Origin of the sequence: Streptomyces venezuelae, from assembly GCF_008642275.1 — a bacterium.
In the GTDB taxonomy this organism is placed as follows: Bacteria; Actinomycetota; Actinomycetes; order Streptomycetales; family Streptomycetaceae; genus Streptomyces; species Streptomyces venezuelae_E.
This window is the reverse complement of record NZ_CP029189.1, coordinates 2,124,949-2,147,392: the sequence shown is the minus strand read 5'-3', so window position 1 is coordinate 2,147,392 and position 22,444 is coordinate 2,124,949. Positions and strand designations below refer to the sequence as shown.

Below are 22,444 nucleotides of genomic sequence, written 5' to 3'. Positions count from 1 at the left end.
TGAGCCAAAAACAGCCTCGCCGGCGTTTGAGGCGCGGGGTCTGGGGCGGAGCCCCAGGGAACCCGGCTCCGCCGGGCACCGGGCTCCGCCCGGACCCGCGCCTCAAACGCCGGCGAGGCTGGTTTTGCCGGACCTGGGCTGGATGTGCCGGACGGAGGCGTGGGTGGCCGGACCCGGGCTGGATGTGTCGGACGGAGGAGGGGGTGGCCGGACCCGGGCTGGATGTGCCGGACCGAGGCGGGGGTTGCTGGACCCAGGTTGGAGGTGTCGGGCCGAGGCGGGGGTGGCCGGACCCGGGCTGGTGGTGCCGGGGCGGAAAGGGCCGCTACCCCCGGGGGAGGATGGCGTGGACGCGGTAGCCGCCGCCGAAGCGGGGGCCCGCGAAGCAGGAGCCGCCCAGGGCGCCGGTGCGCTCACGCATGCCGAGGAGGCCGTGGCCGCCGCCCGGATCGACCGGCTCCGGGGCCGCGTCGGCCGCCACACCGCCGTCGTCGAGGACCGTCACCTCCACCGACGGCCCGACCCCGACCACACTGACCTCGGCCTTCGCCCCCGGGCCCGCGTGCTTGCGGACGTTCGTCAGCGCCTCCTGGATCACCCGGTACGCCGCCAGGTCCACCGCCGCCGGCAGCGGCCCGCCCGTCCCGTCCAGCTGGACGACCACATCCACCGGCAGCCCGGCGTGCCGGAAGGTGTCCACCAGCTCGTCCAGGACGGCGAGCCCCGGCGCAGGCTCCGTCGGTGCCTCCGGGTCGCCGGACTGCCGCAGCAGCCCGACCGTGGCCCGCAGTTCGTTCAGCGCCGACCGGCTGGCGTCCCGTACGTGCGCCAGCGCCTCCTTGGCCTGGTCCGGGCGCTTGTCCATGACGTGCGCCGCCACTCCCGCCTGCACGTTGACCAGGGCGATGTGATGCGCCACCACGTCGTGCAGGTCCCGGGCGATCCGCAGCCGCTCCTCGGCGACCCGCCGCCTGGCCTCCTCGTCCCGGGTCCGCTCGGCGCGCTCGGCCCGTTCCCGGATGGCGTCGACGAAGGCCCGCCGGCTGCGCACGGCGTCCCCGGCGGCGGCGGCCATCCCGGTCCAGGCGAAGATCCCGATGTTCTCCTGGGCGTACCAGGGCAGCGGCCCGGCGAGCATGGCCACGCCCGTCAGCCCCGCCATGGTGAGCAGCCCGATCCGCCAGGTCGTCGGCCGGTCGGTGCGGGAGGCCACCGTGTACAGGGCGATCACCGTGCACATGGCGACGGGTGCCCGCGGCTCCCCGGTCGTCAGCTCCAGCAGGGACAGCCCGCAGGTCACGGCGAGCACGGCGCGCGGCTGTCGGCGCCGGAACACCAGGGCGGCCGCGCCGAGCAGCATCAGCAGCAGCGAGAACGGCTCCGGGGTGCGCGTCCCGAAGGTGGGTCCGTGCGGCCCGTGCGGATCGGCGAAGGAGCCGAGGACCATGGCGACGAACGCCCCGAACGCCAGCACGGCATCGGTGGCGAGTGGATGGGCCCGCATCCACTGCCGGGTGGGGGCGAACCGCCCGAGGTCTGTCGTCACCCGGATACGGTACGGCCTCGTCCGCCGGTGCCCCCTACGGCGGAGGGTGCGGCCCCAGCGGAACACGGGACCGCACCGGACCCCAGCGCGCCCGCACCACGCACACCGCCATGACGGCGGTGATGGCCGCCAGGTGCTCCTTGCCCGCCAGGTTGTCCTTGACCAGCACCTCGCCGATCATCGCCAGGATCACCACGGCGCCCGTCAGGTAGGCCCGGTAGCGCCAGCAGAGGTAGATGGCCAGCCCCACCACCGCCGCCGACGGCCCGGTGTCGTTGACGATCCGGTCGGACACCGGCAGGCCGAGGGGGTGGTCCGGCCCGAGGGAGAGCCCGATCCGCGCGTACGTGGTCCCGGCGAGGGTGGCGACGTAGCCGATCAGCAGGGTGCGCCACCAGCCGATGCAGATCTCGGCGATTCCGAAGACCAGCAGGATCTGTGCCAGCGCCCCCCACACCGGCAGGTCCAGGGCGGGGACGAACAGCGACAGCGGGGTGCGCACGAGGGCCAGCCCGAGCGGGTCGGCGGCTTTGACCGAGCCGAGGTCCTGGACCGGCTGGAACCCCCACGAGGTGTTCTGCACGATCTGGAAGACCGAGGTCAGACAGACCGCGCCGAGGGTCATCGGGATCGCCCGCCACCTGTCGCGGACGAGCGCGTCCCGGACGGTCCAGAACATGGGTCCCCACTCACGGCGGGCGAACCGCCGGAATGAGGAGGTGTTCCACGCTGTCAACGGCGGGTCTCCAGGTGTCTGCGGTGCAGCCACTTCGGAAGGCCGGGGGCCTCCAGGAAGCCCTCGGCCCGGCCGGCCGCGACACCGATCCGCAGCAGGTCCGAACTCTTCTCGAAGAGCATGAACCGCGGTTCCCAGATCGGCCGGTATTTGGCGTTGGCCCGGTAGAGGGACTCGATCTGCCACCAGCGGGAGAAGAAGCTGAGCAGCGAGCGCCACATCCGCAGCACCGGACCGGCGCCGAGCCGGGACCCGCGCTCGAAGACGGACCGGAACATCGCGAAGTTGAGGGAGACCTGGGTGACCCCGATCTCCTTGGAGCGTTCGAGGAGTTCGATGACCATGAACTCCATCAGGCCGTTCTCGGAGTCCCGGTCCCGGCGCATCAGGTCCAGCGACAGACCCTTGGGCCCCCACGGTACGAAGGACAGCAGGGCCCGCAGCTCGCCGTTGCCGTCGGTGCACTCCAGCATCACGCACTGGCCGTCGGCGGGATCACCCAGCCGGCCCAGTGCCATGGAGAAGCCGCGCTCGGTGGCGCCGTCGCGCCAGTCGTCGGCGCGGCGCACCAGCTCGGCCATCTCCCCGGCCGGGATGTCGTCGTGGCGGCGGATGCGGACGGTGTACCCGGCCCGCTTGACGCGGTTGAAGGCCTGCCGGACGGTCCGCATGGCGCGGCCCTCCAGGGTGAACTCGGCGGTCTCGACGATCGCCTCGTCGCCGAGTTCGAGGGCGTCCAGGCCGTGCCGGGCGTAGATCTGCCCGGCCTCCTCGCTCGCCCCCATCACGGCCGGCACCCAGCCGTGCTCGCGGGCCTCGGCCAGCCACGGATCGATGGCGCCCGGCCAGGCCTCGGGGTCGCCGATCGGGTCGCCGGAGGCCAGGGAGACCCCGCCGACGACGCGGTAGGTGACGGCGGCCTTGCCGGTGGGGGACCAGATGACGGACTTCTCGCGGCGCAGCGCGAAGTAGCCGAGCGAGTCGCGGTCGCCCTGCCGGGCCAGCAGCGCCCGCAGCCGCTCCTCGTCCGCCTCGCTGATCGGGTCGACGGCGCGGCGCGAGCGGAAGGCGGCGAACAGGACGGCGAGCAGCAGCAGCATCGACATGACGTTGATCACCACGTCCACCCAGCCGGGCGTGGTGATCACCTCGGAGGCCCGCTCGCCGGGCGTCAGGGTGATCAGCCGCATCACGCCGTACCACCAGCGCTGCGGGAAGGAGGACTCGGCGCTGAGCGGGGAGGTGTTGGTGGCGCCGACGAGCAGGGCAGCGACCAGCGAGGTGAGGAGCAGGCCGACGGCGGCGACGGCGCTGGCGAGCGTCGGGTTGGAGCGGTCGCCCTTGGCGTAGAACTCGTGGCGGCTCAGCAGCAGGGCGCCCGTGAAGGCGGCGGTCAGGACCAGGGAGACCCAGTTCTGCGCGTGCTCGCGGATCTCCTCGTGCGTGGAGAGCGCGTAGGCGAGCAGCAGGGCCAGGAGGCCGCTGAGGACCAGGTTCAGGATCCAGGAGGCCCGCTTGCGGCGGCCGAGGGTCACGGCGAGGAGCAGCGTGAACAGCCCGGAGGCGAAGCCCGCGGTGAGCATGTACGGGGTGTAGAAGTCCTCGATGCTGTGGCGCCTGAGGTCCTGCCCGAGCGAAACCCACACCGCGCCGAGGAAGTTGACGAAGGTGACGGTCCGCAGGTACCACACCGCGAAGGCGGCGCCGCGCCGTGAACGGGCGCTGCCCCGGCCGGTCTCCCGGCCGGTCTCCCGGGCGTCCCCCGCCGCCTTGCCGGCGGGGTCGCCGCCGGTCCCTTTCCTGCCGGCTGACGGACCGTTCGCCGGAACGGCGGTGCGGTCGGTCTCTGCGCTGGTCAAACGGACCTCTCCCATAAAAAGCGATCATATGGGGCGCAGCTGTCCGTGATGGTGCTGTCGGGGGCCACGGCCTGGTCAGGACCGGGGGCCCCGGCGGCTCATTCCGTCGGCTCCTCCACCGCCCGCTCCGGGAGTTCCGCCGCGAGAGCGGCGGCCGCCTGGACGAGGGGGAGGGCCAGCAGTGCCCCGGTACCTTCACCTACTGTGACGCCGTGGTCGAGCACGGGGTTGAGCGCCATTCGGTCAAGTGCCTTCGCCTGGCCCGGTTCGCCACTGGCCTGTCCGGCCAGCCACCAGTCCGGAGCCCGGAACGCGGCCCGCTGGGCCACCAGCCCGCACGCGGCCGAAACGACACCGTCAAGGATGACGGGAGTACGGCGCACCGCGCACTGGAGGAGGAATCCGGTGATGGCGGCCACGTCCGCACCGCCGACCGCGGCCAGCAGCGCCACCTGGTCGCCCAGGACCGGGCGGGCCCGGCGCAACGCGTCGCGGATCGCCGCGCACTTGCGCATCCAGGCCAGGTCGTCGATGGGCAGGCCGCCGCGGCCGGTGACCACCGAGGCGTCGGTTCCGCACAGGGCGGCGACCAGGGTCGCGGCGACGGTGGTCCCGCCCACGCTCAGGTCACCGAGGACGACCAGATCCGTTCCGGAGTCGGCCTCCTCGTCGGCGATCCGCATCCCGAGCCGCACCGCGGCCTCGGCCTCCTCGGCCGTCAGCGCGTCCTCCACGTCGATCCGGCCGCTGCCCCGCCGGACGCGGTGCCCGGTCACGTCGGCCGGGAGCAGCTCGGGATCGCAGTCGAGCCCGGCGTCGACGATCCGTATGGTGGCGCCGAACCGGGCGGCCAGGACGGCCACGGGGCTGGCCCCTTCGAGGACGGACCGCACCAGTTCGTGGCCGGTGGACGCGGCCCGGGCGGAGACGCCCTCGGCGGCGATGCCGTGGTCGGCGGCGAACAGCACCACGCGCGGGCGCTCGATCGGTCTGACCGGAACCCGCCCTTGCGCGGCGGCGAGCCACTCGGCGAGCTCGTCGAGCCGGCCCAGCGCGCCGGGCGGGACGGCGAGGCGCTCACGGCGTTCCTCGGCGTCACGCCGGACGCCCCCATCGGGGCGCTCGATCAGATCGGAGAAGTCGTCGAGATTCAGCGTGCTCATCTGCCAGAGAGTACAGCCGGTAAGGCCCTCCCTCAGGCCTTCGGCGACCACCGTCGGACACCTCGCCGCCGAGCCGTTCCGCCGCCCTCCCGGCCTACTCCTTCAGCACGGCCGCCAGGCCCGCGACGACGAGGAGCACGTGCTCGCACTCGCCCGCGACGGCCGCGTTCAGCCGGCCCAGCTCGTCGCGGAAACGGCGGCCCGAGGCGGTCGCCGGGACCACGCCCGAGCCGACCTCGTTGCTGACCAGCACCACGGGACGGCGGGTCGCGCGTACGGCCGCCACCAGCTCGGCGGTCCGCTCGGCGAGCCGCTGCCGCCCGCTCTCGGCCCACACCGCGTCGTCCCACGCCCCGGCCCGGTCCATCGCGTCCGTCAGCCACAGCGCCAGGCAGTCGATCAGCAGCGGCGGGCCGGCCGCGGCCAGCAGCGGAACCAGGTCGCACGTCTCCACCGTCCGCCAGCTCCCCGGCCGGCGCTCCCGGTGCAGGCCGACCCGGCGGGCCCATTCCGCGTCGCCGTCCCGGGTACCGCCGGTGGCCACGTAGACCACCTCCGGGAAGGACTCCAGCCGTCGCTCCGCCTCCACGGACTTGCCGGAGCGGGCCCCGCCCAGCACCAGCGTCCGGCGCGGCAGCTCCGGCACCGCCCGGTACTCCCCGACGATCACGGTCGTCCCGTCCGGCACCGCCCGCGCCCCCGCCGCCGCGCACCGGCGCTCCAGTTCCCGGCCCGGCGGGGTGTCGTGGTCGAGGTGGACGGCGATCACGTCCGTGGCCGGGCCCGCGGCGCCGCTCGCCCGCAGCCGCGCGAGCGCCCCGGGCCGGCCCAGCACATCCATGAGGATCATGTCGTACGGGCGCCGCCCGGCCTGGTCGGCTACCCCGGCCGGGGCCCCGCCCGGCGGCAGGTAGAGCAGCCGGACGCCGTCCGGGCCGGTCACCTCGTACCCCGTGCCCGGGGCGTCCATCGGCACCGCCCGCACCCGGTGCCCGGAGATCACCGCCAGTTCCCGCCCGTCCGGCACCCGCCCGGCGGCCGGCAGGCCGGGCGGCAGCTCGACCGCGGGACCGTCGTGCGGGTGGGTCAGCAGCACCTGCCGCACACCGGCCAGCGAATGTCCCGCCCGGGCGCCCGCCAGCACCGCCCCCGGGGTCAGGTCCAGCAGCAGCGCCCCGTCGACGAGGACGGCCGTGGCGGCGCGGGCGCGCGAGCCGGTGGAGACGGCGCAGGCCGCGCAGGGGCAGTCCGGGCGGGGCAGGCCCTCGGGTGTTCCGGTGCCGAGCAGAGTGAGTTCCACAGGATGATCCTCCCGCGTCGCCGAGACTGCTGCGCGCCCGGTTACTCTGCGGGCAGACTGAGGGGGTGCCGGGTGGACCGGGCCGGATCAGGGCCGGACACGGCGGGCCCGGCCCGGTCGGCGCGGCACCCCTGTGCAGGAAGTGTGCGAGCAACGGAGGCGGACATGGCGTGGACGTGGCGGTTCGAGACGGCCGACGGCACCGAGACGAGCCCGTCGGTGGTACCCGAGGAGTTCACCACGCAGGGGGACGCGGAGTCCTGGGTCGGTGAGTACTGGAAGGACCTGCTGGAAGGCGGCGTCGAGCAGGTGAAGCTGTCCGACGACGCGGGGACCGAGCTCTACACGATGAGCCTGCGCGCCGCCCTGGACGCGTAGCCCTGCCGGGGGCCCCGCGGATCCGGGGGCCGAGCAGCAGCAGACGAGAGGGGCGGGCCCGGGGACGTACCCCGAGCCCGCCCCTCTCGTCCGGCACGGCACCGAAATGAATCGGACGGGGACGGTCTAGCCCCGGACCCCGCACAGGTGCAGCAGTGCCGCCACACCCCGGTAGGGATCGGTCCGTCCGGCGCGGTCCTCGGCGGCCAGCAGCCGCTCCAGCTCCTCGTCGGGCGGCAGCACGTCGCCGGCCTCGGTGCCGTCGGTGAAGACGCGCACGCCGTACCAGGACTGCAGCGGGGCACCGATCCCCGACAGGGTCGCCGTCAGTCCGGCCAGCCGGTCGGCTCGGACGTCCAGGCCCAGCCGGTTCGTGTAGTCGGTGGAGTCGAACGCGGCCAGCGCGCCCTTCCAGTCTCCGTCCAGGCCCGGTCGCATGGCGAGCGCGTCGCCGTTGCGCACCAGCAGGGACAGCAGTCCGCCCGGCGCCAGCATCCGGGCGAGCCCGGCCAGCATGGCGTCCGGTTCGGGTACGTACATCAGCACCCCGTGGCAGAGCACCACGTCGAAACTGCCCGGCAGGAAATGGGCGCCGGTCTCGCGCCCGTCCCCTTCGAGCAGGCTGACCCGGTCGCGGATCCCCTCGGGTTCCGCCGCCAGCGCCTCACGCGCGACGGCGAGCATGCCCGGGTCCTGCTCCAGGCCCGTCACCTTGTGCCCGGCACGGGCGAGCCGCAGTGCCTGCGTGCCCTGGCCCATGCCCACGTCGAGAACCCGCAGCCGCTGCCCCACCGGGAAGCGCTGCGCGATCTGCTCGTCGACCTGCCGGCCCACGAGTTCCTGCCGGACCGCGTTGCGCAGTCCGCCCAGGCCCTCCAGCCACAGGCGTGCCCCCTCAGCGAAGCCTTCCCCCGACGCGCCGGGCGTCCCTCGGCTCAGGGCCGTTCCCCGCGCTTGACCTGCGGCTTCGGCAGGCGGAGGCGGCGCATCTGGAGGGTGCGCATCAGACCGTAGGCGACGGCGCCACGGCGGGGCTCGTCCGGGAAGCGCGTGGCCAGGGCCTTGCGCAGGCGGAACACCAGGCCGATGGAGTCCAGCAGGATCAGGACGATCACGACGAGCCACAGGGTCAGTGCGATGCTCTGGACCGACTGCTGGCGCACCATGCTCAGCACCAGGATGACCACCGCCAGGGGCAGGAACATCTCGGCGACCGAGTAGCGCGAGTCCACGTAGTCGCGGACGAACCGGCGGACGGGGCCCTTGTCACGGGTCGGCAGATAGCGCTCGTCGCCGTTGGCCAGCGCCTCGCGCTGCTTGGCCATCTCGGTGCGGCGGCGCTCACGGGCTCGCTTGGCATCCTCCTTGCGGTTGCCGGTCGAGGCCACCACGGCCTTGCGCTGCGACTGGGCCACAGCACGCTTCGGCGTAGGGCGGCCCTTCGGGGCCTGCGGGTCACGGGGCTGCGAGAGGTCGGCGCTCACCTTGTCGGTGGCGGCGGCCTTCTCTTCCTTGGAGGAGCGGCTACCAAACACAAAACCCAAGCCTACGTGGTTGCGGGCATGGGCCCCACCCCGCTGGGGAACGATCCGGCAACGGCGGGCGTCCTTCCCCTTGCACGGTACGTGCGGTGGGCCCGTCCTCCTGGGATCACCTACTCCTTACGCCTGACGGGGCGCGGGTGTAGTCGTCCTGGAGGAGGAGCGCATCCGTACTCGAACAGTGCGGTAATGGAGACAGGGCCCGTACTGTGGGTCCTGTCGGTGACCTGGAGCACAGTCCGTCTAGAAGGGGGCGCGCGAAGCCCATGAGCGGTGTCATGAAGCGTATGGGGATGATCTTCCGCGCGAAGGCGAACAAGGCCCTTGACCGGGCCGAGGACCCGCGCGAGACCCTCGACTACTCGTACCAGAAGCAGCTTGAGCTGCTGCAGAAGGTGCGCCGCGGAGTCGCCGACGTGGCGACCTCCCGCAAGCGCCTGGAGCTGCAGCTGAACCAGCTCCAGGGCCAGTCCGCCAAGCTGGAGGACCAGGGCCGCAAGGCGCTCGCCCTGGGCCGCGAGGACCTGGCCCGTGAGGCCCTGTCCCGGCGCGCCTCGCTCCAGCAGCAGGTCAGCGACCTGGAGGTGCAGCACCAGACCCTGCAGGGCGAGGAGGAGAAGCTGACCCTCGCCGCCCAGCGCCTCCAGGCCAAGGTCGACGCCTTCCGCACGAAGAAGGAGACCATCAAGGCCACGTACACGGCGGCCCAGGCGCAGACCCGCATCGCCGAGTCCTTCTCCGGCATCTCGGAGGAGATGAGCGACGTCGGCCTGGCCATCCAGCGGGCCGAGGACAAGACCGCGCAGCTGCAGGCCCGCGCCGGCGCGATCGACGAGCTGCTGGCCTCCGGCGCGCTCGACGACCAGAGCGGCCTCGGCTCCAAGGACGACATCCAGGCCGAGCTGGACCGCCTCTCGGGCGGTACGGACGTGGAGCTGGAGCTCCAGCGCATGAAGGCCGAGCTGGCGGGCGGCCCGTCCGCCCAGCAGCAGGCCATCGAGGGCGGCGCCCAGGGCGACGGCCAGCAGACGCAGACTCCGCACCGGTTCGACAAGCAGTAGGACGGGGCCCGTCATGATTGTCCGCATCATGGGGGAAGGCCAGGTGGAAGTGGCCGACAGCCACTTCCCCGAGCTCAACAGGCTGGACGACGAACTGCTCTCGGAGATGGAGGGCGGTGACGAGGAGGGCTTCCGGCGGACGCTGGGCGCGCTGCTCGACGCCGTCCGGCGGCTCGGCACGCCGCTGCCGGACGACGCACTGGAGCCGTCCGAGCTGATCCTCCCCGCTGCCGACGCCGCTCTGGACGAGGTCAGGGAGATGCTCAGCGACGACGGCCTGATCCCGGGCTGAGCGCGGGCCGGCGCGGGCCGGGCCCGGACGGACCGGGCACACCGACGGTACGACGGCGGGCCCTCCCCTTCGACGGGGGAGGGCCCGCCGTCGTCGTCAGGGCCCGGGCGGCTTCTCCAGGGAGACGGGGTGGTCCGGGTCGGGGGTCCCGCCGATGAAGTTCTCGAATTTGCGGCGCGGCCCCGCCCAGCGCCGGTCGTGGTGGAAGGCGCGCAGCCCGGCCTTGGCCCGGGCCCGCGGCCGGTTCGCGTAGAACCGCTTCGCGTACGGGGATCCCGGCCGGGCCAGCCGGATCGCGCCGACCAGCGCCACCAGGGGGACGACCAGGCCGAAGAGCGCGGTGCGCGCCTTGCCCTTCCACAGGGCGATCAGGGCCAGGAAGAAGTTGGTGGCCCCGTTCATGACGACGAGGCCGCGGCTCTGCCGCTCCTCGCTGGACAGGTCGTTCACCCCGAAGGGCACGAACCCGCCGATGACCAGGGCCACGACGGCGGCCGTGATCACCACCAGCTCCACGCTCTTGCGGCCCTGCTCGCTCCAGTAGACGTCGTCGAGGTGCAGGATCAGCGCGAACTCGTCCAGGACCAGGCCCGCGCCCAGACCGAAGATCACGGCGGAGGCGTACGCGCCGAAGCCGTACCGGCCGCTGCCGACCGCGCCGAAACCCCCGATGATCACGAGGATCACGCCCGGCACCACGTGATGGATGTGCAGACCCCCCGGAGTGACGTTCTTGAAGGGCCCCCGACCGGCCCGGATCATCCGGGTGATCATGCGGGTGACCAGGAACGACAGCACGAAGGAGAGCAGCGCGAGCAGGAGCGGCAGCTTCCCCGGCTCGACGATGTTCCGGTACCACCAGTGACCCATCCCACTGACTCCCTGTTTGGCATGTAATGGGTAATTTACCGTCCGCGACGAACGGGTACCGTTCCCGCCGATGACAGATTCGTACGACGGCCCGCCCCAGACGCCGCCCCCGGAACGCGCCTCGTTCCCCGACGGCGTCCGCTTCGCGTTCGGCACCCTCACCGTGCTGCCCGCCCGCATCACCCGCTGGGACCGCCCCGCGGCCCGCACCGGAATGGCCTGCGCCCCGCTCGCCGGGCTGGTCGTGGGGGTGCTCGCGGCCCTGCCCGGGGTGCTTCTGCTGCTGCTCGGCGCGGGCCCGCTGCTCGCCGCGGCCGTCACCGTCGCCGTACCGGCCGCGCTGACCCGCGCGCTGCACCTCGACGGCCTGGCCGACACCGCCGACGGCCTCGGCAGCGCCAAACCCGCGGACGAGGCCCTGCGGATCATGAAGCAGTCCGACATCGGCCCCTTCGGTGTCGTGGCCCTGGTGATCGTGCTGCTCCTGCAGGTGGCCGCCCTGTCCGACATCTACGCCGACAGCTGGACCCGCGGCGCCCTCGCCGCCGTGGTCGCCGCCGTGGCCGCCCGCCTCGCCATGACCCTGGCCTGCAGGGACGGCATCCCGGCGGCCCGCCCCGGGGGGCTCGGCGCCGCCGTCGCCGGAGCGGTCCCGCGGCCCGCCGCCCTGCTGATCGCCGTCCTCGTCGTCGTGCTGGCCACGGCCGCCGCACTCCCGCTGGGACTGCCCGCCGCAGGCCGCAGCGCGGCGGCGGTCCTGGCCGCCCTGCTCGCCGCCGAACTGCTGCTGCGCCGCTGTGTACGCCGCTTCGACGGGGTCACCGGCGACGTCTTCGGCGCCCTCGCCGAGGTCGCGGCGACCACCGCCCTGATCGTCCTCGCCCTGGGCTGAGCGCCGGTGGCGGGTCCGCGTACGCTCACCCCGTGGACCACGTTGTGACGGACCTGCCCTCCGCCGCGCCCGTCAGGGTGCTGCTCGCCGACGACCAGGCGCTGCTGCGCAGCGCGTTCAGGGTGCTCGTCGACTCCGAGGCCGACATGGAGGTCGTGGGGGAGGCCTCCGACGGCGCGCAGGCCTTCGAGCTCGCCCGCCGGACGCGCCCGGACGTCGTCCTCATGGACATCCGGATGCCCGGTACCGACGGGCTCGCCGCCACCCGCATGATCAGCGCGGATCCGGAACTCGCCGGTGTGCGCGTGGTGATGCTGACGACCTTCGAGGTCGACGAGTACGTGGTCTCGGCCCTGCGGGCCGGAGCCTCCGGCTTCCTCGGCAAGGGTGCCGAGCCCGAGGAGCTGCTGAACGCCATCCGCGTCGCCGCGGCCGGTGAGGCGCTGCTCTCGCCGGCCGCCACCAAGGGGCTCATCGCCACCTTCCTCGCCCAAGGCGGCGGCCCGGCCGCCGCCGGGTCTTCGGCCGGGGCGCACTCCGAGCGGCTCGCCGCTCTGACCGTCCGCGAGCGCGAGGTCCTCGTGCACGTCGCGGCCGGGCTGTCGAACGACGGGATCGCGGGGCGGCTGGAGGTCAGCCCGCTGACCGTCAAGACCCACGTGAACCGGGCCATGGCCAAGCTGGGCGCCCGCGACCGGGCCCAATTGGTGGTTATTGCCTACGAATCGGGACTGGTGCGCCCCCGCGCGGAGTAGCACCGCCCGGTACGGCGTACTCCATTCGCGGTATGCCGCACATAAGGACGGCACCTGCGAGCGACGAAACCCCCCGCGGCGGTGCGACAGGGTAGGAGTGCCCTCGCGTTCGTCACTGCAGAGAGATCTCATACCCATGTCGTGGCTGTCCCGCTTCAGCCTGGCCCAAAGGGCCCTGGTCGGCCTCGTGTCGATCGTGGCGCTGCTCTTCGGCGCCATAGCCATCCCGCAGCTCAAGCAGCAGCTGCTGCCCTCCATCGAACTGCCGATGGTGTCCGTGCTCGCGCCGTACCAGGGCGCCTCGCCCGACGTGGTCGAGAAGCAGGTCGTCGAACCGATCGAGGCCATGCTCAAGGGTGTCGACGGCCTCACCGGCATCACCTCCACCGCCAGCGAGGGCAACGCCCTCATCATGGCCACCTTCGACTACGGCGACAGCGGCACCAAGCAGCTCGTCGCCGACGTCCAGCAGGCCGTGAACCGGGCTCGCGTCCGGCTGCCCGCCGACGTGGAGCCGCAGGTCGTGGCCGGTTCCACCGACGACATCCCGACCGTCATCCTGGCCGTCACCGCCGACAAGGACCAGCAGGCGCTCGCCGACCAGCTGGAACGTTCCGTCGTCCCCGTCCTCTCCGACATCGAGGGCGTCGGCCAGGTCACCGTCGACGGCGTCCAGGACCTCCAGGTCACCGTCACCCCCGACACCGCCAAGCTCGCGGCCGCCGGCCTCGACGGCGCCAAGCTCGCCGCGGGCCTCCAGGCGGGCGGCGCGGCCGTCCCCGCCGGCTCCTTCGACGAGGCGGGCAAGAACCGCACCGTACGCGTCGGCGGCGGCTACACCTCCCTCGCCCAGCTCGAAGAGCTGCGCCTGAGCCCCGGTACGGGCAAGCCGGCCGTCCGCCTCGCCGACGTCGCCTCCGTGAAGCAGGAGCCGGCCAAGGCCGTCTCCATCACCCGCACCAACGGCAAGCCCAGCCTCGCCCTCGTCCTCACCATGGACAAGGACGGCAGCGCCGTCGCCATCTCCGACGCGGTCAAGGACAAGCTGCCCGGGCTGCGCACCACGCTCGGCGCCGGAGCCGACCTCACCGTCGTCAGCGACCAGGGCCCGGCCGTCGCCAAGTCCATCTCCAGCCTCACCACCGAAGGCCTGCTCGGCCTGCTCTTCGCGGTGATCGTGATCCTGGTCTTCCTGGCCTCGCTGCGCTCGACGCTGGTCACGGCGGTCTCCATCCCGCTGTCCGTCGTCCTCGCGCTCATCGTGCTGTGGACCCAGGACCTGTCGCTCAACATGCTGACCCTGGGCGCCCTCACCATCGCCATCGGCCGCGTCGTCGACGACTCGATCGTGGTCCTGGAGAACATCAAGCGCCACCTCGGCTACGGCGAGGAGCGCGAGGCCGCGATCATCACCGCGGTCAAGGAGGTCGCCGGCGCGGTCACCTCCTCCACCCTCACCACCGTCGCCGTCTTCCTCCCGATCGGCCTCACCGGCGGCATGATCGGCGAGCTCTTCGGCTCCTTCTCGCTCACCGTCACCGCCGCCCTGCTGGCCTCGCTGCTCGTCTCGCTGACGGTCGTACCGGTGCTCTCGTACTGGTTCCTGAGCGCGCCCAAGGGCGTCGAGCCCGGCAACGCCGAGAGCGCGGCCAAGGCCCGCCGCGAGGCCGAGGAGAAGGAGGCGCGCAGCCGCCTCCAGCTCTTCTACGTCCGCGTCCTGGGCTTCGCCACCCGCCGCCGGCTCACCAGTGTGGCCATCGCGGTGGTCGTCCTCTTCGGCACCTTCGGGATGACCCCGCTGCTGAAGACCAACTTCTTCGACCAGGGCGAGCAAGAAGTCCTGACGGTCAAGCAGGAGCTCGCCCCCGGCACCTCGCTCGCGGCCTCCGACGAGGCGAGCCGCAAGATCGAGCAGGTGCTGTCCTCGGTCGACGGCGTCAAGAGCTACCAGGTCACCGTCGGCTCCTCCGGCTTCCTCGCGGCCTTCGGCGGCGGTACGGGCTCCAACCAGGCCTCGTACCAGGTCAGCCTGAAGGACTCCGGCAAGGCGGACGCCGTCAAGAAGGGCATCGAGAGCAAGCTGGCCGCTCTCGACGGCATCGGCGAGACCCGCATCGTCGCGGGCGACGGCTTCGGCAGCCAGAACCTCAGCGTGGTCGTCAAGGCCGGTGACGGCAAGGTCCTCGCCGAGGCCGCCGAGCAGGTCCGCGCCGAGGTCGCGAAGCTGGGGAACGTCGCCGACGTGCAGAGCGACCTGTCCCAGTCCGTGCCCCGCATCTCCGTGACCGCCACCCCCAAGACGGCCGAGGCCGGCCTGGACCAGGCCGCGCTCGGCGCGGTCGTCGCGCAGGCCGTCCGGGGCAACCCGGCGGGCAAGGCCGTACTCGACGACACCGAGCGGGACATCGTCATCAGGTCCGCGAAGCCGGCCACCACCCTGGCCGAACTGCAGGCGCTCCCGGTCGGCCCGGTCAGGCTCGGTGACATCGCCGAGGTCAAGGAGGTCCCCGGACCGGTCGCGATGACCCGGATCGACGGCGCCCGCGCCGCCACCGTCACGGCACGGCCGCTCGGCGACAACACCGGCGCGGTCAGCGCCGAGCTGCAGACCAAGCTCAAGGCCCTGGACCTGCCGGAGGGCGCCACCGCCTCCATCGGCGGCGTCTCCGAGGACCAGGACGAGGCCTTCGGCTCGCTGGGCCTGGCCATGCTCGCGGCCATCGCGATCGTGTTCATGCTGCTGGTCGCGACCTTCCGGTCGCTGGTCCAGCCGCTGATCCTGCTGGTCTCCATCCCGTTCGCGGCGACCGGCGCGCTCGGCCTGCTCATCGCCACCGGCACCCCGATGGGCGTCCCGGCGATGATCGGCATGCTGATGCTCATCGGCATCGTGGTGACCAACGCGATCGTCCTGATCGACCTGGTCAACCAGTACCGCGCCCAGGGCCTGGGCGTCGTCGAAGCGGTCGTCGAGGGCGGCCGGCACCGGCTGCGCCCCATCCTGATGACGGCCCTGGCGACGATCTTCGCGCTGCTCCCGATGGCGCTGGGCGTCACCGGCGAGGGCGGCTTCATCTCGCAGCCGCTCGCGGTCGTGGTGATCGGCGGCCTGGTCAGCTCCACCGTCCTGACGCTGCTGCTGGTGCCGACCCTCTACACGATGGTCGAGCTCCGCAAGGAGCGCCGCCGCGCCAAGCGCGCGGCGAAGCGCGAGGCCCGCCTGACGGTGGTCCCGGCTCCCGCCGCAGCCGAGGACGAGGTTCCGGCCAAGGCCTGACACCTGCGGTACGAAGGCCGAAGGGCCGCTCCTCGACCGGGGAGCGGCCCTTCGGGCACGTACGGGGGAGGAGCGGCTACGGGAGCGCCAGCATCCGCTCCAGCGCGAGCTTCGCGAAGCTCTCGGTCTCCTTGTCGACCTGGATCTGGTTGACGAGGGTGCCCTCGGCCAGGGACTCCAGGGTCCACACCAGGTGCGGCAGGTCGATGCGGTTCATCGTCGAGCAGAAGCAGACCGTCTTGTCGAGGAAGACGACTTCCTTGTCCTCGGCGGCGAAACGGTTCGCCAGGCGGCGGACCAGGTTCAGCTCCGTGCCGATGGCCCACTTGGAACCGGCCGGGGCCGCCTCCAGCGCCTTGATGATGTACTCCGTCGAGCCGACGTAGTCCGCGGCCGCCACGACCTCGTGCTTGCACTCGGGGTGGACCAGGACGTTCACGCCGGGGATCCGGGCGCGGACGTCGTTGACCGAGTCGACCGAGAACCGGCCGTGCACCGAGCAGTGCCCGCGCCACAGGATCATCTTGGCGTTCCGCAGCTGCTCCGCGGTGAGGCCGCCGTTCGGCTTGTGCGGGTTGTAGAGCGCGCAGTCGTCCAGGGACATGCCCATGTCGCGGACGGCCGTGTTGCGGCCCAGGTGCTGGTCCGGGAGGAAGAGGATCTTCTCGCCCTGCTCGAACGCCCACTCCAGGGCCTTCTTCGCGTTGGACGAGGTGCAGATCGTGCCGCCGTGCTTGCCGGTGAAGGCCTTGATGTCGGCGGAGGAGTTCATGTACGAGACGGGCACCGTGACGTCGGCGACACCGGCCTCGGTCAGTACGTCCCAGCACTCCGCGACCTGCTCGGCGGTGGCCATGTCGGCCATCGAGCAGCCGGCGGCCAGGTCCGGCAGGACCACCTTCTGGTCGTCCGAGGTCAGGATGTCCGCGGACTCGGCCATGAAGTGCACGCCGCAGAAGACGATGTACTCGGCCTCCGGCTTGGCGGCCGCGTCCTTGGCCAGCTTGAAGGAGTCGCCGGTGACGTCCGCGAACTCGATGACCTCGTCACGCTGGTAGTGGTGGCCCAGGATGAAGACCTTGTCCCCGAGCTTCTCCTTGGCCGCGCGGGCACGCTCCACGAGGTTCGGGTCCGACGGCGACGGCAGGTCGCCGGGGCACTCCACCCCGCGCTCGCTCTTGGGGTCGGCCTCACGGCCGAGCAGCAGCAGGGCAAGGGGCGTCGGCTGGACGTCCAAAGGCTGGGCGGTGGTCACGACACGCACCCTTTCTGTTCTGCGACTAGGGACTTCTGGATCATCGCTTCGACTTCTCGTCTACTTGACGCTATCTATCATAACCGCTTCACGTCAGTTTGACGATGCCGATAGTGTCAATGTGACGCATCAGCCCACGATTCGCCGGGTCCGCCCCCGCGCGCGGTGTGCGAGCATGGAATATCTGAAACAAGCGTCGGGTCCCGGAATGAATCCGCGGTCCCGCTCGTTGCCACCGACGGCAAGAGTCCGACGTTTCCCCGCCCCCGGCGGGGAGCCGCCCACTTCGGGAGTGAATGCAGATGTCCGTACAGGACGACAAGACCACTGTGAGCGACGGCATCCTCCTGTCCGACGCCGCCGCCGAGAAGGTCAGGACCCTGCTGGAGCAGGAAGGCCGCGATGACCTGGCGCTCCGCGTCGCCGTCCAGCCCGGCGGCTGCTCCGGCCTGCGCTACCAGCTCTTCTTCGACGAGCGCTCCCTCGACGGCGACGTCGTGAAGGACTTCGACGGTGTGAAGGTCGTCACGGACCGGATGAGCTCCCCGTACCTCCACGGCGCCTCCATCGACTTCGTCGACACCATCGAGAAGCAGGGCTTCACGATCGACAACCCCAACGCCACGGGCTCCTGCGCCTGCGGCGACTCGTTCAGCTAGGCCTGAACGTCCGGCCGGGTCCTGAACACCGGCCGGTCCGCACGCACGCATGACGAGGGCCCGCCCCCGGTCGCATCCGACCGGGGGCGGGCCCTCGTCGCACACCGGCACCGGGCCCTGCCCGGGACGGCCGGTCACTGCCGGGGACGGCCGGTCACTGCCGGGGGATCGGCTTGCCCGTGGTCGCGTCGATCACCTTCCGGTCGCCCAGCGGCTGCTCCAGCGTCGCCGTCAAGGACATCTCCTGCGCCAGCATGATGCAGGCCTGACCCGGCTTGTTCGGGGTGTCCGTGATCTTCACGACAACCGAATCGGCCGACTCCCTCGCCTCCAGCGCGTACGTGCTGCACGCACCCGCCCAGAAGTTCACGGTCAGCTTCCGGCCGGCCTCCGCGTACGAGAACCCGGTCACGGTACGTGCGTCCTTCGACCCGGGACCGGGGGTGCTCTCCTGCGCCGCCGCAGGCTGCGCCACCGTGTGGCCCGGCGCACCGCCCTGCCCCGCCACCTCGAACAACCACGCCGGAACCAGACCCCGCGCCCCGTTCACCGTGCCGGGAACCAGCCCGAGCACGGCGCCCTTCACCGTCTCCGTCCGCGGGGGCTTCATCGGCCGCGGCTCCGGGTTGCACGGCACCGCGTCCGTGGCCGCCGGGACGTCCGCCGACAGCGGGACCGCGCTCGCGCATCCGCTGGGCTCGGGGTTGCCCTCCCGGCCGCCCGACCTCGCGTTCAGCCGCGCCAGCGCCTCCACGGCCCCGACCACCTGCTGGTCGGCCGCCCGTACGGGGGCCTTCAGCTCCCCGTTGGCCCCGACCACCGCGCCGTCGGAGCCCACGCTGACCTTCGTGGACCAGCCCTGCGTGGGCAGCCCGCCGACCACCGGGTCGGCGGCCACCACCCGCACCGAACCCTGGTTCATCCGGGCGTCCTGCCTGGCCCCCTCCACTCCCGCGGCGGCCAGCACGGGGGCCGCCGCGGCCTTGGCGGCCTCCTCCGACACCGGCTTGCCCGTCTCGGCCCCGCCGCCCGCACTCGCCCCCGGGTCCTGCGGCAGGGTCGCCGGGCCACAGGTGTCCTTGCCGCGCGCACAGTCGTCCCCGGCGCCGCTGCCGCCGCCGACCGGAGCCTGGAAGCGGGCGAAGTTCCACGTCCCCGGCGCCGAACGGGCCACCGTGAGCCGGGGCCCGGAGCCGTCGGCGGCCTCCCCGGCCACCCAGACGTCCCCGTTCAGCCGCGGCTCGCCGGGCAGGCCCAGGGCCGCAGCGAGACGGGCCACCTCCGCCGAGGTGATCTCGCCGGACAGCGCGTACGCGGGCGCCTTGGCCGGGGCCTCCGGAAGCTTCACGTCGGTCCGGTACACCACGCCTTCGCCGGACGGATCGGGCTCCCCGGGCGCGATGCCCGGCCCCGAGGGGTCTCCCGCGTCGCGGGGCGCGGAGGCCGCACTGTCAGCCGTACGGTGGCCCGATCCACCGTCGCCGTAGGCGGTCGACGCCCAGTACGCGGTGCCGCCGCCCGCCAGCAGGACGGCGGCCGCGATCGAGCCGACGGCCCAGGCGGGCCGCCGCCGTGTGCCGCGTGATGTGTCGTCGGGTCGTTCGCTGGTCACCGCATCGCTCCTTCACCGGTCCGTCGTACCTGATGCGGGTGTGACGGACCGGGAGCGCAACCGGTTCCCTCCTACTGGTCCCCGTACACGGACGTGGCGGCGATCAGCCGTGCCGAGGCCGGGGGGACGCTGATCCCGTGGATCTGCGAAGGGGTCACGCGGGCCGGCCGGGGTCCCGCCGGGACCGCCCAGTGCGGGGCCATCCGGGCGCAGTCACCCAGCAGGCGGGCGAAACCTGGCCGGCGCGAGGCTTCCGCGCCGCGCTTGTCGGCGGTGTACTCGGAGCAGCCGAAACCGTCGGTAGAGGTCATGCAGGCACCGTAGGCATCGGACCTCACGCGAAGAAAGACCTACTAAGGGGTAGTTTCCGGGGTACAGCCCAGGGCTCCTTACCGGGTAGTTTTGACTGTCCCTCGCCGTCCTCAGCAGGAGCGTCCTCGCCGTGCGCATCGCAGTCACCGGCTCCATCGCCACCGACCACCTCATGACCTTCCCCGGCCGTTTCGCCGACCAGCTGGTCGCCGACCAGCTGCACACGGTCTCCCTCTCCTTCCTCGTCGACAACCTCGACGTCCGGCGGGGCGGTGTCGGCCCGAACATCTGCTTCGGCATGGGGCAGCTCGGCAGCCGCCCGATCCTGGTCGGAGCCGCCGGCTCCGACTTCGACGAGTACCGCGCCTGGCTGGACCGGCACGGCGTCGACACCGAGTCCGTCCGGATCTCCGAGGTGCTGCACACCGCACGTTTCGTGTGCACCACGGACTCCGACCACAACCAGATCGGCTCCTTCTACACGGGTGCGATGAGCGAGGCCCGGCTGATCGAGCTGAAGGCCGTCGCCGACCGGGTGGGCGGACTCGACCTGGTCCTGATCGGCGCGGACGACCCCGAGGCGATGCTGCGCCACACCGAGGAGTGCCGCACGCGCGGGATCCCCTTCGCCGCCGACTTCTCGCAGCAGATCGCCCGGATGGACGGCGACAACATCCGCACCCTGATGGAGGGCGCGACGTTCCTCTTCTCGAACGAGTACGAGAAGGGCCTCATCGAGTCGAAGTCCGGCTGGACCGACGAGGAGATCCTGTCGAAGGTCGGCACCCGCGTGACCACCCTCGGCTCGAACGGCGTCCGGATCGAGCGCGTCGGCGAGGCCCCGATCGTGGTCGGCTGCCCCGAGGAGACGGCCAAGGTCGACCCGACGGGCGTCGGCGACGCGTTCCGCGCCGGATTCCTGACCGGTCTGGGCTGGGGCGTCGGCCTGGAGCGTGCGGCGCAGCTGGGCTGCATGCTCGCGACGCTGGTCATCGAGACCCTGGGCACCCAGGAGTACGCGCTGGCCCGTGCCCACTTCATGGAGCGCTTCACCAAGGCCTACGGCGACGAGGCCGCGGCGGAGGTCCAGGCCCACCTGGCGTGACGCCGGCCTGAGCCGCTCGGGCTCCGCCCGGACCCCGCGGCGGGTCCGGGCACAGCCTGGTGGGGCCGCCGCTGCGCGGAGCTCTCCCCGCCCCGCCCTTTCTCCGTTTCCCGGGCTCCGCCCGGACCCCCTCTCCGGGCTGCGCCGGGCACCTCTAGCCTCGCCGGCGTTTGAGCAGGGGGCACCTCCCAGCGGTAGCTGGGGGAGGGTCCGGGCGGAGCCCGGTGCCCGGCGGAGCCGGGTTCCCTGGGGCTCCGCCCCAGACCCCGCGCCTCAAACGCCGGCGAGGCTGAAGATGGCCCGGCGGGGTCAGGTGGCTCGGCGGACCGTGTAGGCGGTGCCGGCGGGGCGGGGGGCTTCGCCCAGGTAGTCGTGCCCCCGCATCGCGCACCACGCCGGGATGTCCAGCCGGGCCACCTCGTCGTCGGAGACGACCGTGACGGTCCCGCCCACCGGAACCGTCACGATGGCCCGGGCCAGCTCGATCACCGGCTGCGGACACCGCAGTCCCAGCGCGTCGAGCTCCAGGGAGTCCGCCACCGGCGCCACCGCCGCCGGCTCCGCCACGCCGAGCCGTTCCCGTACGTCCGCCACCGCGCGCGGCAGCACCTCCAGGAACGCGTTGACCTCCTCCGCCGGAGTCCCCGGCGGCAGGGACACCCGTACGTTGCCCTCCGACAGCACACCCATGGCCCGCAGCACATGACTGGGGGTCAGCGTGGAGCTCGTGCACGAGGAGCCCGAGGAGACCGAGAAGCCGGCCCGGTCCAGCTCGTGCAGCAGGGTCTCCCCGTCGACGTACAGGCAGGAGAAGGTGACCAGGTGCGGCAGCCGCCGCTCCGGATCGCCCACCACCTCCACGTCCGGGACCAGCCGCACCACCCGCCGCCGGATCCGGTCCACCAGGACCCGCAGCCGGGCCGCCTCCGCGTCCGCCTCGGCCCGTACGGCCCGCAGGGAGGCCGCCGCGGCCACGATCGCGGGCAGGTTCGTGAAACCGGGGGAACGCCCCGACTCCCTCTCGTCCGCCGGGCCTTGGGGGGAGAAGCGCACCCCCTTGCGGACGGCCAGCAGGCCGACTCCGGGCGGGCCGCCCCATTTGTGCGCACTCGCGGCCAGCACGGACCAGGCGCCCTCCACCGGACCCCAGCCCAGCGACTGGGCCGCGTCCACCAGCAGCGGCACCCCGGCCGCCCCGCAGACCTCGGCCACCTCGGCCACCGGCTGGACGGTGCCCACCTCGTGGTTGGCCGACTGGAGGCAGGCGAGCGCGGTCTGCGGGGCGAGCGCCTGCGCGTAGTCGGCGGACGAGACCGCGCCCCACCGGTCCACCGGGACCTCGGTCACCGACCCGCCGCGCGCCTCGTGCACCTCGGCCGCGTGCAATACAGAACTGTGTTCGACCGCCGATACGACCAGATGACTTCCGACGCGCCGGCGCCCCGCGAGGAGACCCGCCACCCCCGTGTGAACCGCGTGCGTCCCCGAAGGAGTGAACACGAGCTCGTCGGCCCGGCATCCCACCGCCTCCGCTGCGGCCTCCCGCGCCGCGTCCAGCAGCAGCCGGGCGCGCCTGCCCTCCCGGTAGAGCCGGGCGGGATCGGCCCAGCCCTCGTCCAGGGCGGCCTGCAACGCCTGGCGGGCCACGGGGTGCAGGGGAGCGGCGGACGCGCTGTCGAAGTACGGCATCCGGTCACGCTAACTCGGGGCCCGGAGCGTTCGAGGTCAGGGGGCGTCAGATGTGCTCCGGAGCCCGCCATTCAGGGCCATTCGCGCCGTCCCCCGGACGGCGGATCCATCCCTTCGGGGGCAGTAGCGGCGCGTTGGGCAC

20 protein-coding genes are annotated in these 22,444 nt (G+C 72.7%); 8 read left to right on the top strand and 12 right to left on the bottom strand.

Translation table 11 applies throughout. The annotated features are described in order from the left end of the window. Window positions 1-325: 325 nt before the first annotated feature. The 5 genes from DEJ51_RS09100 to DEJ51_RS09080 all read right to left on the bottom strand — a co-directional run bounded on the left by DEJ51_RS09100 (window position 326) and on the right by DEJ51_RS09080 (window position 6,604). The gene (locus DEJ51_RS09100) at window positions 326-1,504 is read right to left on the bottom strand and encodes a sensor histidine kinase (RefSeq protein ID WP_150261783.1); all 1,179 of its coding nucleotides are present in this window, start codon (window positions 1,502-1,504) and stop codon (window positions 326-328) included. A 76-nt stretch (window positions 1,505-1,580) separates the two neighbouring features. Beyond that, window positions 1,581-2,225 (bottom strand): hypothetical protein, encoded by a 645-nt coding sequence (locus DEJ51_RS34455; protein WP_190620264.1) that lies wholly within the window; start codon window positions 2,223-2,225, stop codon window positions 1,581-1,583. 53 nt (window positions 2,226-2,278) lie between these two features. Beyond that, window positions 2,279-4,156, bottom strand: a complete 1,878-nt coding sequence (locus DEJ51_RS09090; RefSeq protein WP_150257138.1) for a phosphatidylglycerol lysyltransferase domain-containing protein — start codon at window positions 4,154-4,156, stop codon at window positions 2,279-2,281. 83 nt (window positions 4,157-4,239) lie between these two features. Continuing rightward, the gene (gene cobT, locus DEJ51_RS09085; RefSeq protein WP_150257137.1) at window positions 4,240-5,304 is read right to left on the bottom strand and encodes a nicotinate-nucleotide--dimethylbenzimidazole phosphoribosyltransferase; all 1,065 of its coding nucleotides are present in this window, start codon (window positions 5,302-5,304) and stop codon (window positions 4,240-4,242) included. 94 nt (window positions 5,305-5,398) lie between these two features. Next, window positions 5,399-6,604 (bottom strand): bifunctional adenosylcobinamide kinase/adenosylcobinamide-phosphate guanylyltransferase, encoded by a 1,206-nt coding sequence (locus DEJ51_RS09080; protein ID WP_150257136.1) that lies wholly within the window; start codon window positions 6,602-6,604, stop codon window positions 5,399-5,401. A gap of 165 nt (window positions 6,605-6,769) precedes the next feature. Here DEJ51_RS09080 and DEJ51_RS09075 point away from each other — a divergent pair, with 165 nt between their 5' ends. Further along, window positions 6,770-6,982 (top strand): hypothetical protein, encoded by a 213-nt coding sequence (locus DEJ51_RS09075; protein ID WP_150257135.1) that lies wholly within the window; start codon window positions 6,770-6,772, stop codon window positions 6,980-6,982. 126 nt (window positions 6,983-7,108) lie between these two features. Here DEJ51_RS09075 and DEJ51_RS09070 read toward each other — a convergent pair whose 3' ends face one another. Both DEJ51_RS09070 and DEJ51_RS09065 read right to left on the bottom strand, forming a co-directional pair. Next, complete coding sequence (locus tag DEJ51_RS09070; RefSeq protein ID WP_411757389.1) at window positions 7,109-7,852, bottom strand: class I SAM-dependent methyltransferase; 744 nt, start codon at window positions 7,850-7,852, stop codon at window positions 7,109-7,111. Window positions 7,853-7,917: 65 nt separating this feature from the next. Next, window positions 7,918-8,526: a DUF3043 domain-containing protein gene (locus tag DEJ51_RS09065; RefSeq protein ID WP_150257134.1), complete on the bottom strand. Its 609-nt coding sequence runs from the start codon at window positions 8,524-8,526 to the stop codon at window positions 7,918-7,920. 263 nt (window positions 8,527-8,789) lie between these two features. Between DEJ51_RS09065 and DEJ51_RS09060 the strand changes: the two genes are divergently transcribed. Together DEJ51_RS09060 and pspAA are read left to right on the top strand one after the other, a co-directional pair. After that, on the top strand, window positions 8,790-9,584 hold the full coding sequence (locus DEJ51_RS09060) for a PspA/IM30 family protein (RefSeq protein WP_150257133.1): 795 nt from the start codon (window positions 8,790-8,792) through the stop codon (window positions 9,582-9,584). 13 nt (window positions 9,585-9,597) lie between these two features. After that, window positions 9,598-9,876 (top strand): PspA-associated protein PspAA, encoded by a 279-nt coding sequence (gene pspAA / locus DEJ51_RS09055; RefSeq protein WP_150257132.1) that lies wholly within the window; start codon window positions 9,598-9,600, stop codon window positions 9,874-9,876. A 96-nt stretch (window positions 9,877-9,972) separates the two neighbouring features. Here the strand turns inward: pspAA and DEJ51_RS09050 are convergent, their stop codons facing one another. After that, complete coding sequence (locus DEJ51_RS09050) at window positions 9,973-10,746, bottom strand: hypothetical protein (RefSeq protein ID WP_150257131.1); 774 nt, start codon at window positions 10,744-10,746, stop codon at window positions 9,973-9,975. 70 nt (window positions 10,747-10,816) lie between these two features. Here DEJ51_RS09050 and cobS point away from each other — a divergent pair, with 70 nt between their 5' ends. The 3 genes from cobS (at window position 10,817) to DEJ51_RS09035 (ending at window position 15,670) form a co-directional block, all read left to right on the top strand. Continuing rightward, window positions 10,817-11,638, top strand: a complete 822-nt coding sequence (cobS, locus tag DEJ51_RS09045; RefSeq protein WP_150257130.1) for an adenosylcobinamide-GDP ribazoletransferase — start codon at window positions 10,817-10,819, stop codon at window positions 11,636-11,638. A 32-nt stretch (window positions 11,639-11,670) separates the two neighbouring features. After that, window positions 11,671-12,393 (top strand): response regulator, encoded by a 723-nt coding sequence (locus DEJ51_RS09040; RefSeq protein WP_223835720.1) that lies wholly within the window; start codon window positions 11,671-11,673, stop codon window positions 12,391-12,393. A gap of 136 nt (window positions 12,394-12,529) precedes the next feature. Further along, on the top strand, window positions 12,530-15,670 hold the full coding sequence (locus DEJ51_RS09035) for an efflux RND transporter permease subunit (RefSeq protein WP_150257129.1): 3,141 nt from the start codon (window positions 12,530-12,532) through the stop codon (window positions 15,668-15,670). Between the two features lie 76 nt (window positions 15,671-15,746). Here the strand turns inward: DEJ51_RS09035 and nadA are convergent, their stop codons facing one another. After that, window positions 15,747-16,934, bottom strand: coding sequence for a quinolinate synthase NadA (gene nadA, locus DEJ51_RS09030; RefSeq protein WP_150257128.1), 1,188 nt, complete (start codon window positions 16,932-16,934; stop codon window positions 15,747-15,749). A gap of 293 nt (window positions 16,935-17,227) precedes the next feature. On the opposite strand from nadA, the gene erpA reads away from it, so the two are divergent. Beyond that, on the top strand, window positions 17,228-17,584 hold the full coding sequence (gene erpA / locus DEJ51_RS09025) for an iron-sulfur cluster insertion protein ErpA (protein WP_030010511.1): 357 nt from the start codon (window positions 17,228-17,230) through the stop codon (window positions 17,582-17,584). A 154-nt stretch (window positions 17,585-17,738) separates the two neighbouring features. Here erpA and DEJ51_RS09020 read toward each other — a convergent pair whose 3' ends face one another. Further along, on the bottom strand, window positions 17,739-19,196 hold the full coding sequence (locus DEJ51_RS09020) for a hypothetical protein (RefSeq protein WP_150257127.1): 1,458 nt from the start codon (window positions 19,194-19,196) through the stop codon (window positions 17,739-17,741). A 71-nt stretch (window positions 19,197-19,267) separates the two neighbouring features. Next, the gene (locus DEJ51_RS09015) at window positions 19,268-19,507 is read right to left on the bottom strand and encodes a hypothetical protein (protein WP_150257126.1); all 240 of its coding nucleotides are present in this window, start codon (window positions 19,505-19,507) and stop codon (window positions 19,268-19,270) included. 131 nt (window positions 19,508-19,638) lie between these two features. Between DEJ51_RS09015 and DEJ51_RS09010 the strand changes: the two genes are divergently transcribed. Continuing rightward, a complete protein-coding gene (locus DEJ51_RS09010; RefSeq protein ID WP_150257125.1) occupies window positions 19,639-20,613 on the top strand; it encodes a carbohydrate kinase family protein in 975 nt (324 codons plus the stop codon). Between the two features lie 309 nt (window positions 20,614-20,922). Here the strand turns inward: DEJ51_RS09010 and DEJ51_RS09005 are convergent, their stop codons facing one another. Further along, on the bottom strand, window positions 20,923-22,302 hold the full coding sequence (locus tag DEJ51_RS09005) for a cysteine desulfurase/sulfurtransferase TusA family protein (protein WP_150257124.1): 1,380 nt from the start codon (window positions 22,300-22,302) through the stop codon (window positions 20,923-20,925). Between the last annotated feature and the right edge of the window lie 142 nt (window positions 22,303-22,444).

What these genes read in the sequence shown, in the direction of transcription:
- DEJ51_RS09075 (WP_150257135.1), top strand. Translation starts at nt 6,770, where the DNA reads ATGGCGTGGACGTGGCGGTTCGAGACGGCCGACGGCACCGAGACGAGC.
- DEJ51_RS09035 (WP_150257129.1), top strand. Translation starts at nt 12,530, where the DNA reads ATGTCGTGGCTGTCCCGCTTCAGCCTGGCCCAAAGGGCCCTGGTCGGC.
- DEJ51_RS09015 (WP_150257126.1), bottom strand. Translation starts at nt 19,507, where the DNA reads ATGACCTCTACCGACGGTTTCGGCTGCTCCGAGTACACCGCCGACAAG.
- cobS (WP_150257130.1), top strand. Translation starts at nt 10,817, where the DNA reads ATGACAGATTCGTACGACGGCCCGCCCCAGACGCCGCCCCCGGAACGC.
- DEJ51_RS09090 (WP_150257138.1), bottom strand. Translation starts at nt 4,156, where the DNA reads ATGGGAGAGGTCCGTTTGACCAGCGCAGAGACCGACCGCACCGCCGTT.
- DEJ51_RS34455 (WP_190620264.1), bottom strand. Translation starts at nt 2,225, where the DNA reads ATGTTCTGGACCGTCCGGGACGCGCTCGTCCGCGACAGGTGGCGGGCG.
- cobT (WP_150257137.1), bottom strand. Translation starts at nt 5,304, where the DNA reads ATGAGCACGCTGAATCTCGACGACTTCTCCGATCTGATCGAGCGCCCC.
- DEJ51_RS09100 (WP_150261783.1), bottom strand. Translation starts at nt 1,504, where the DNA reads ATGCGGGCCCATCCACTCGCCACCGATGCCGTGCTGGCGTTCGGGGCG.
- erpA (WP_030010511.1), top strand. Translation starts at nt 17,228, where the DNA reads ATGTCCGTACAGGACGACAAGACCACTGTGAGCGACGGCATCCTCCTG.
- DEJ51_RS09005 (WP_150257124.1), bottom strand. Translation starts at nt 22,302, where the DNA reads ATGCCGTACTTCGACAGCGCGTCCGCCGCTCCCCTGCACCCCGTGGCC.
- DEJ51_RS09060 (WP_150257133.1), top strand. Translation starts at nt 8,790, where the DNA reads ATGAGCGGTGTCATGAAGCGTATGGGGATGATCTTCCGCGCGAAGGCG.
- pspAA (WP_150257132.1), top strand. Translation starts at nt 9,598, where the DNA reads ATGATTGTCCGCATCATGGGGGAAGGCCAGGTGGAAGTGGCCGACAGC.
- DEJ51_RS09050 (WP_150257131.1), bottom strand. Translation starts at nt 10,746, where the DNA reads ATGGGTCACTGGTGGTACCGGAACATCGTCGAGCCGGGGAAGCTGCCG.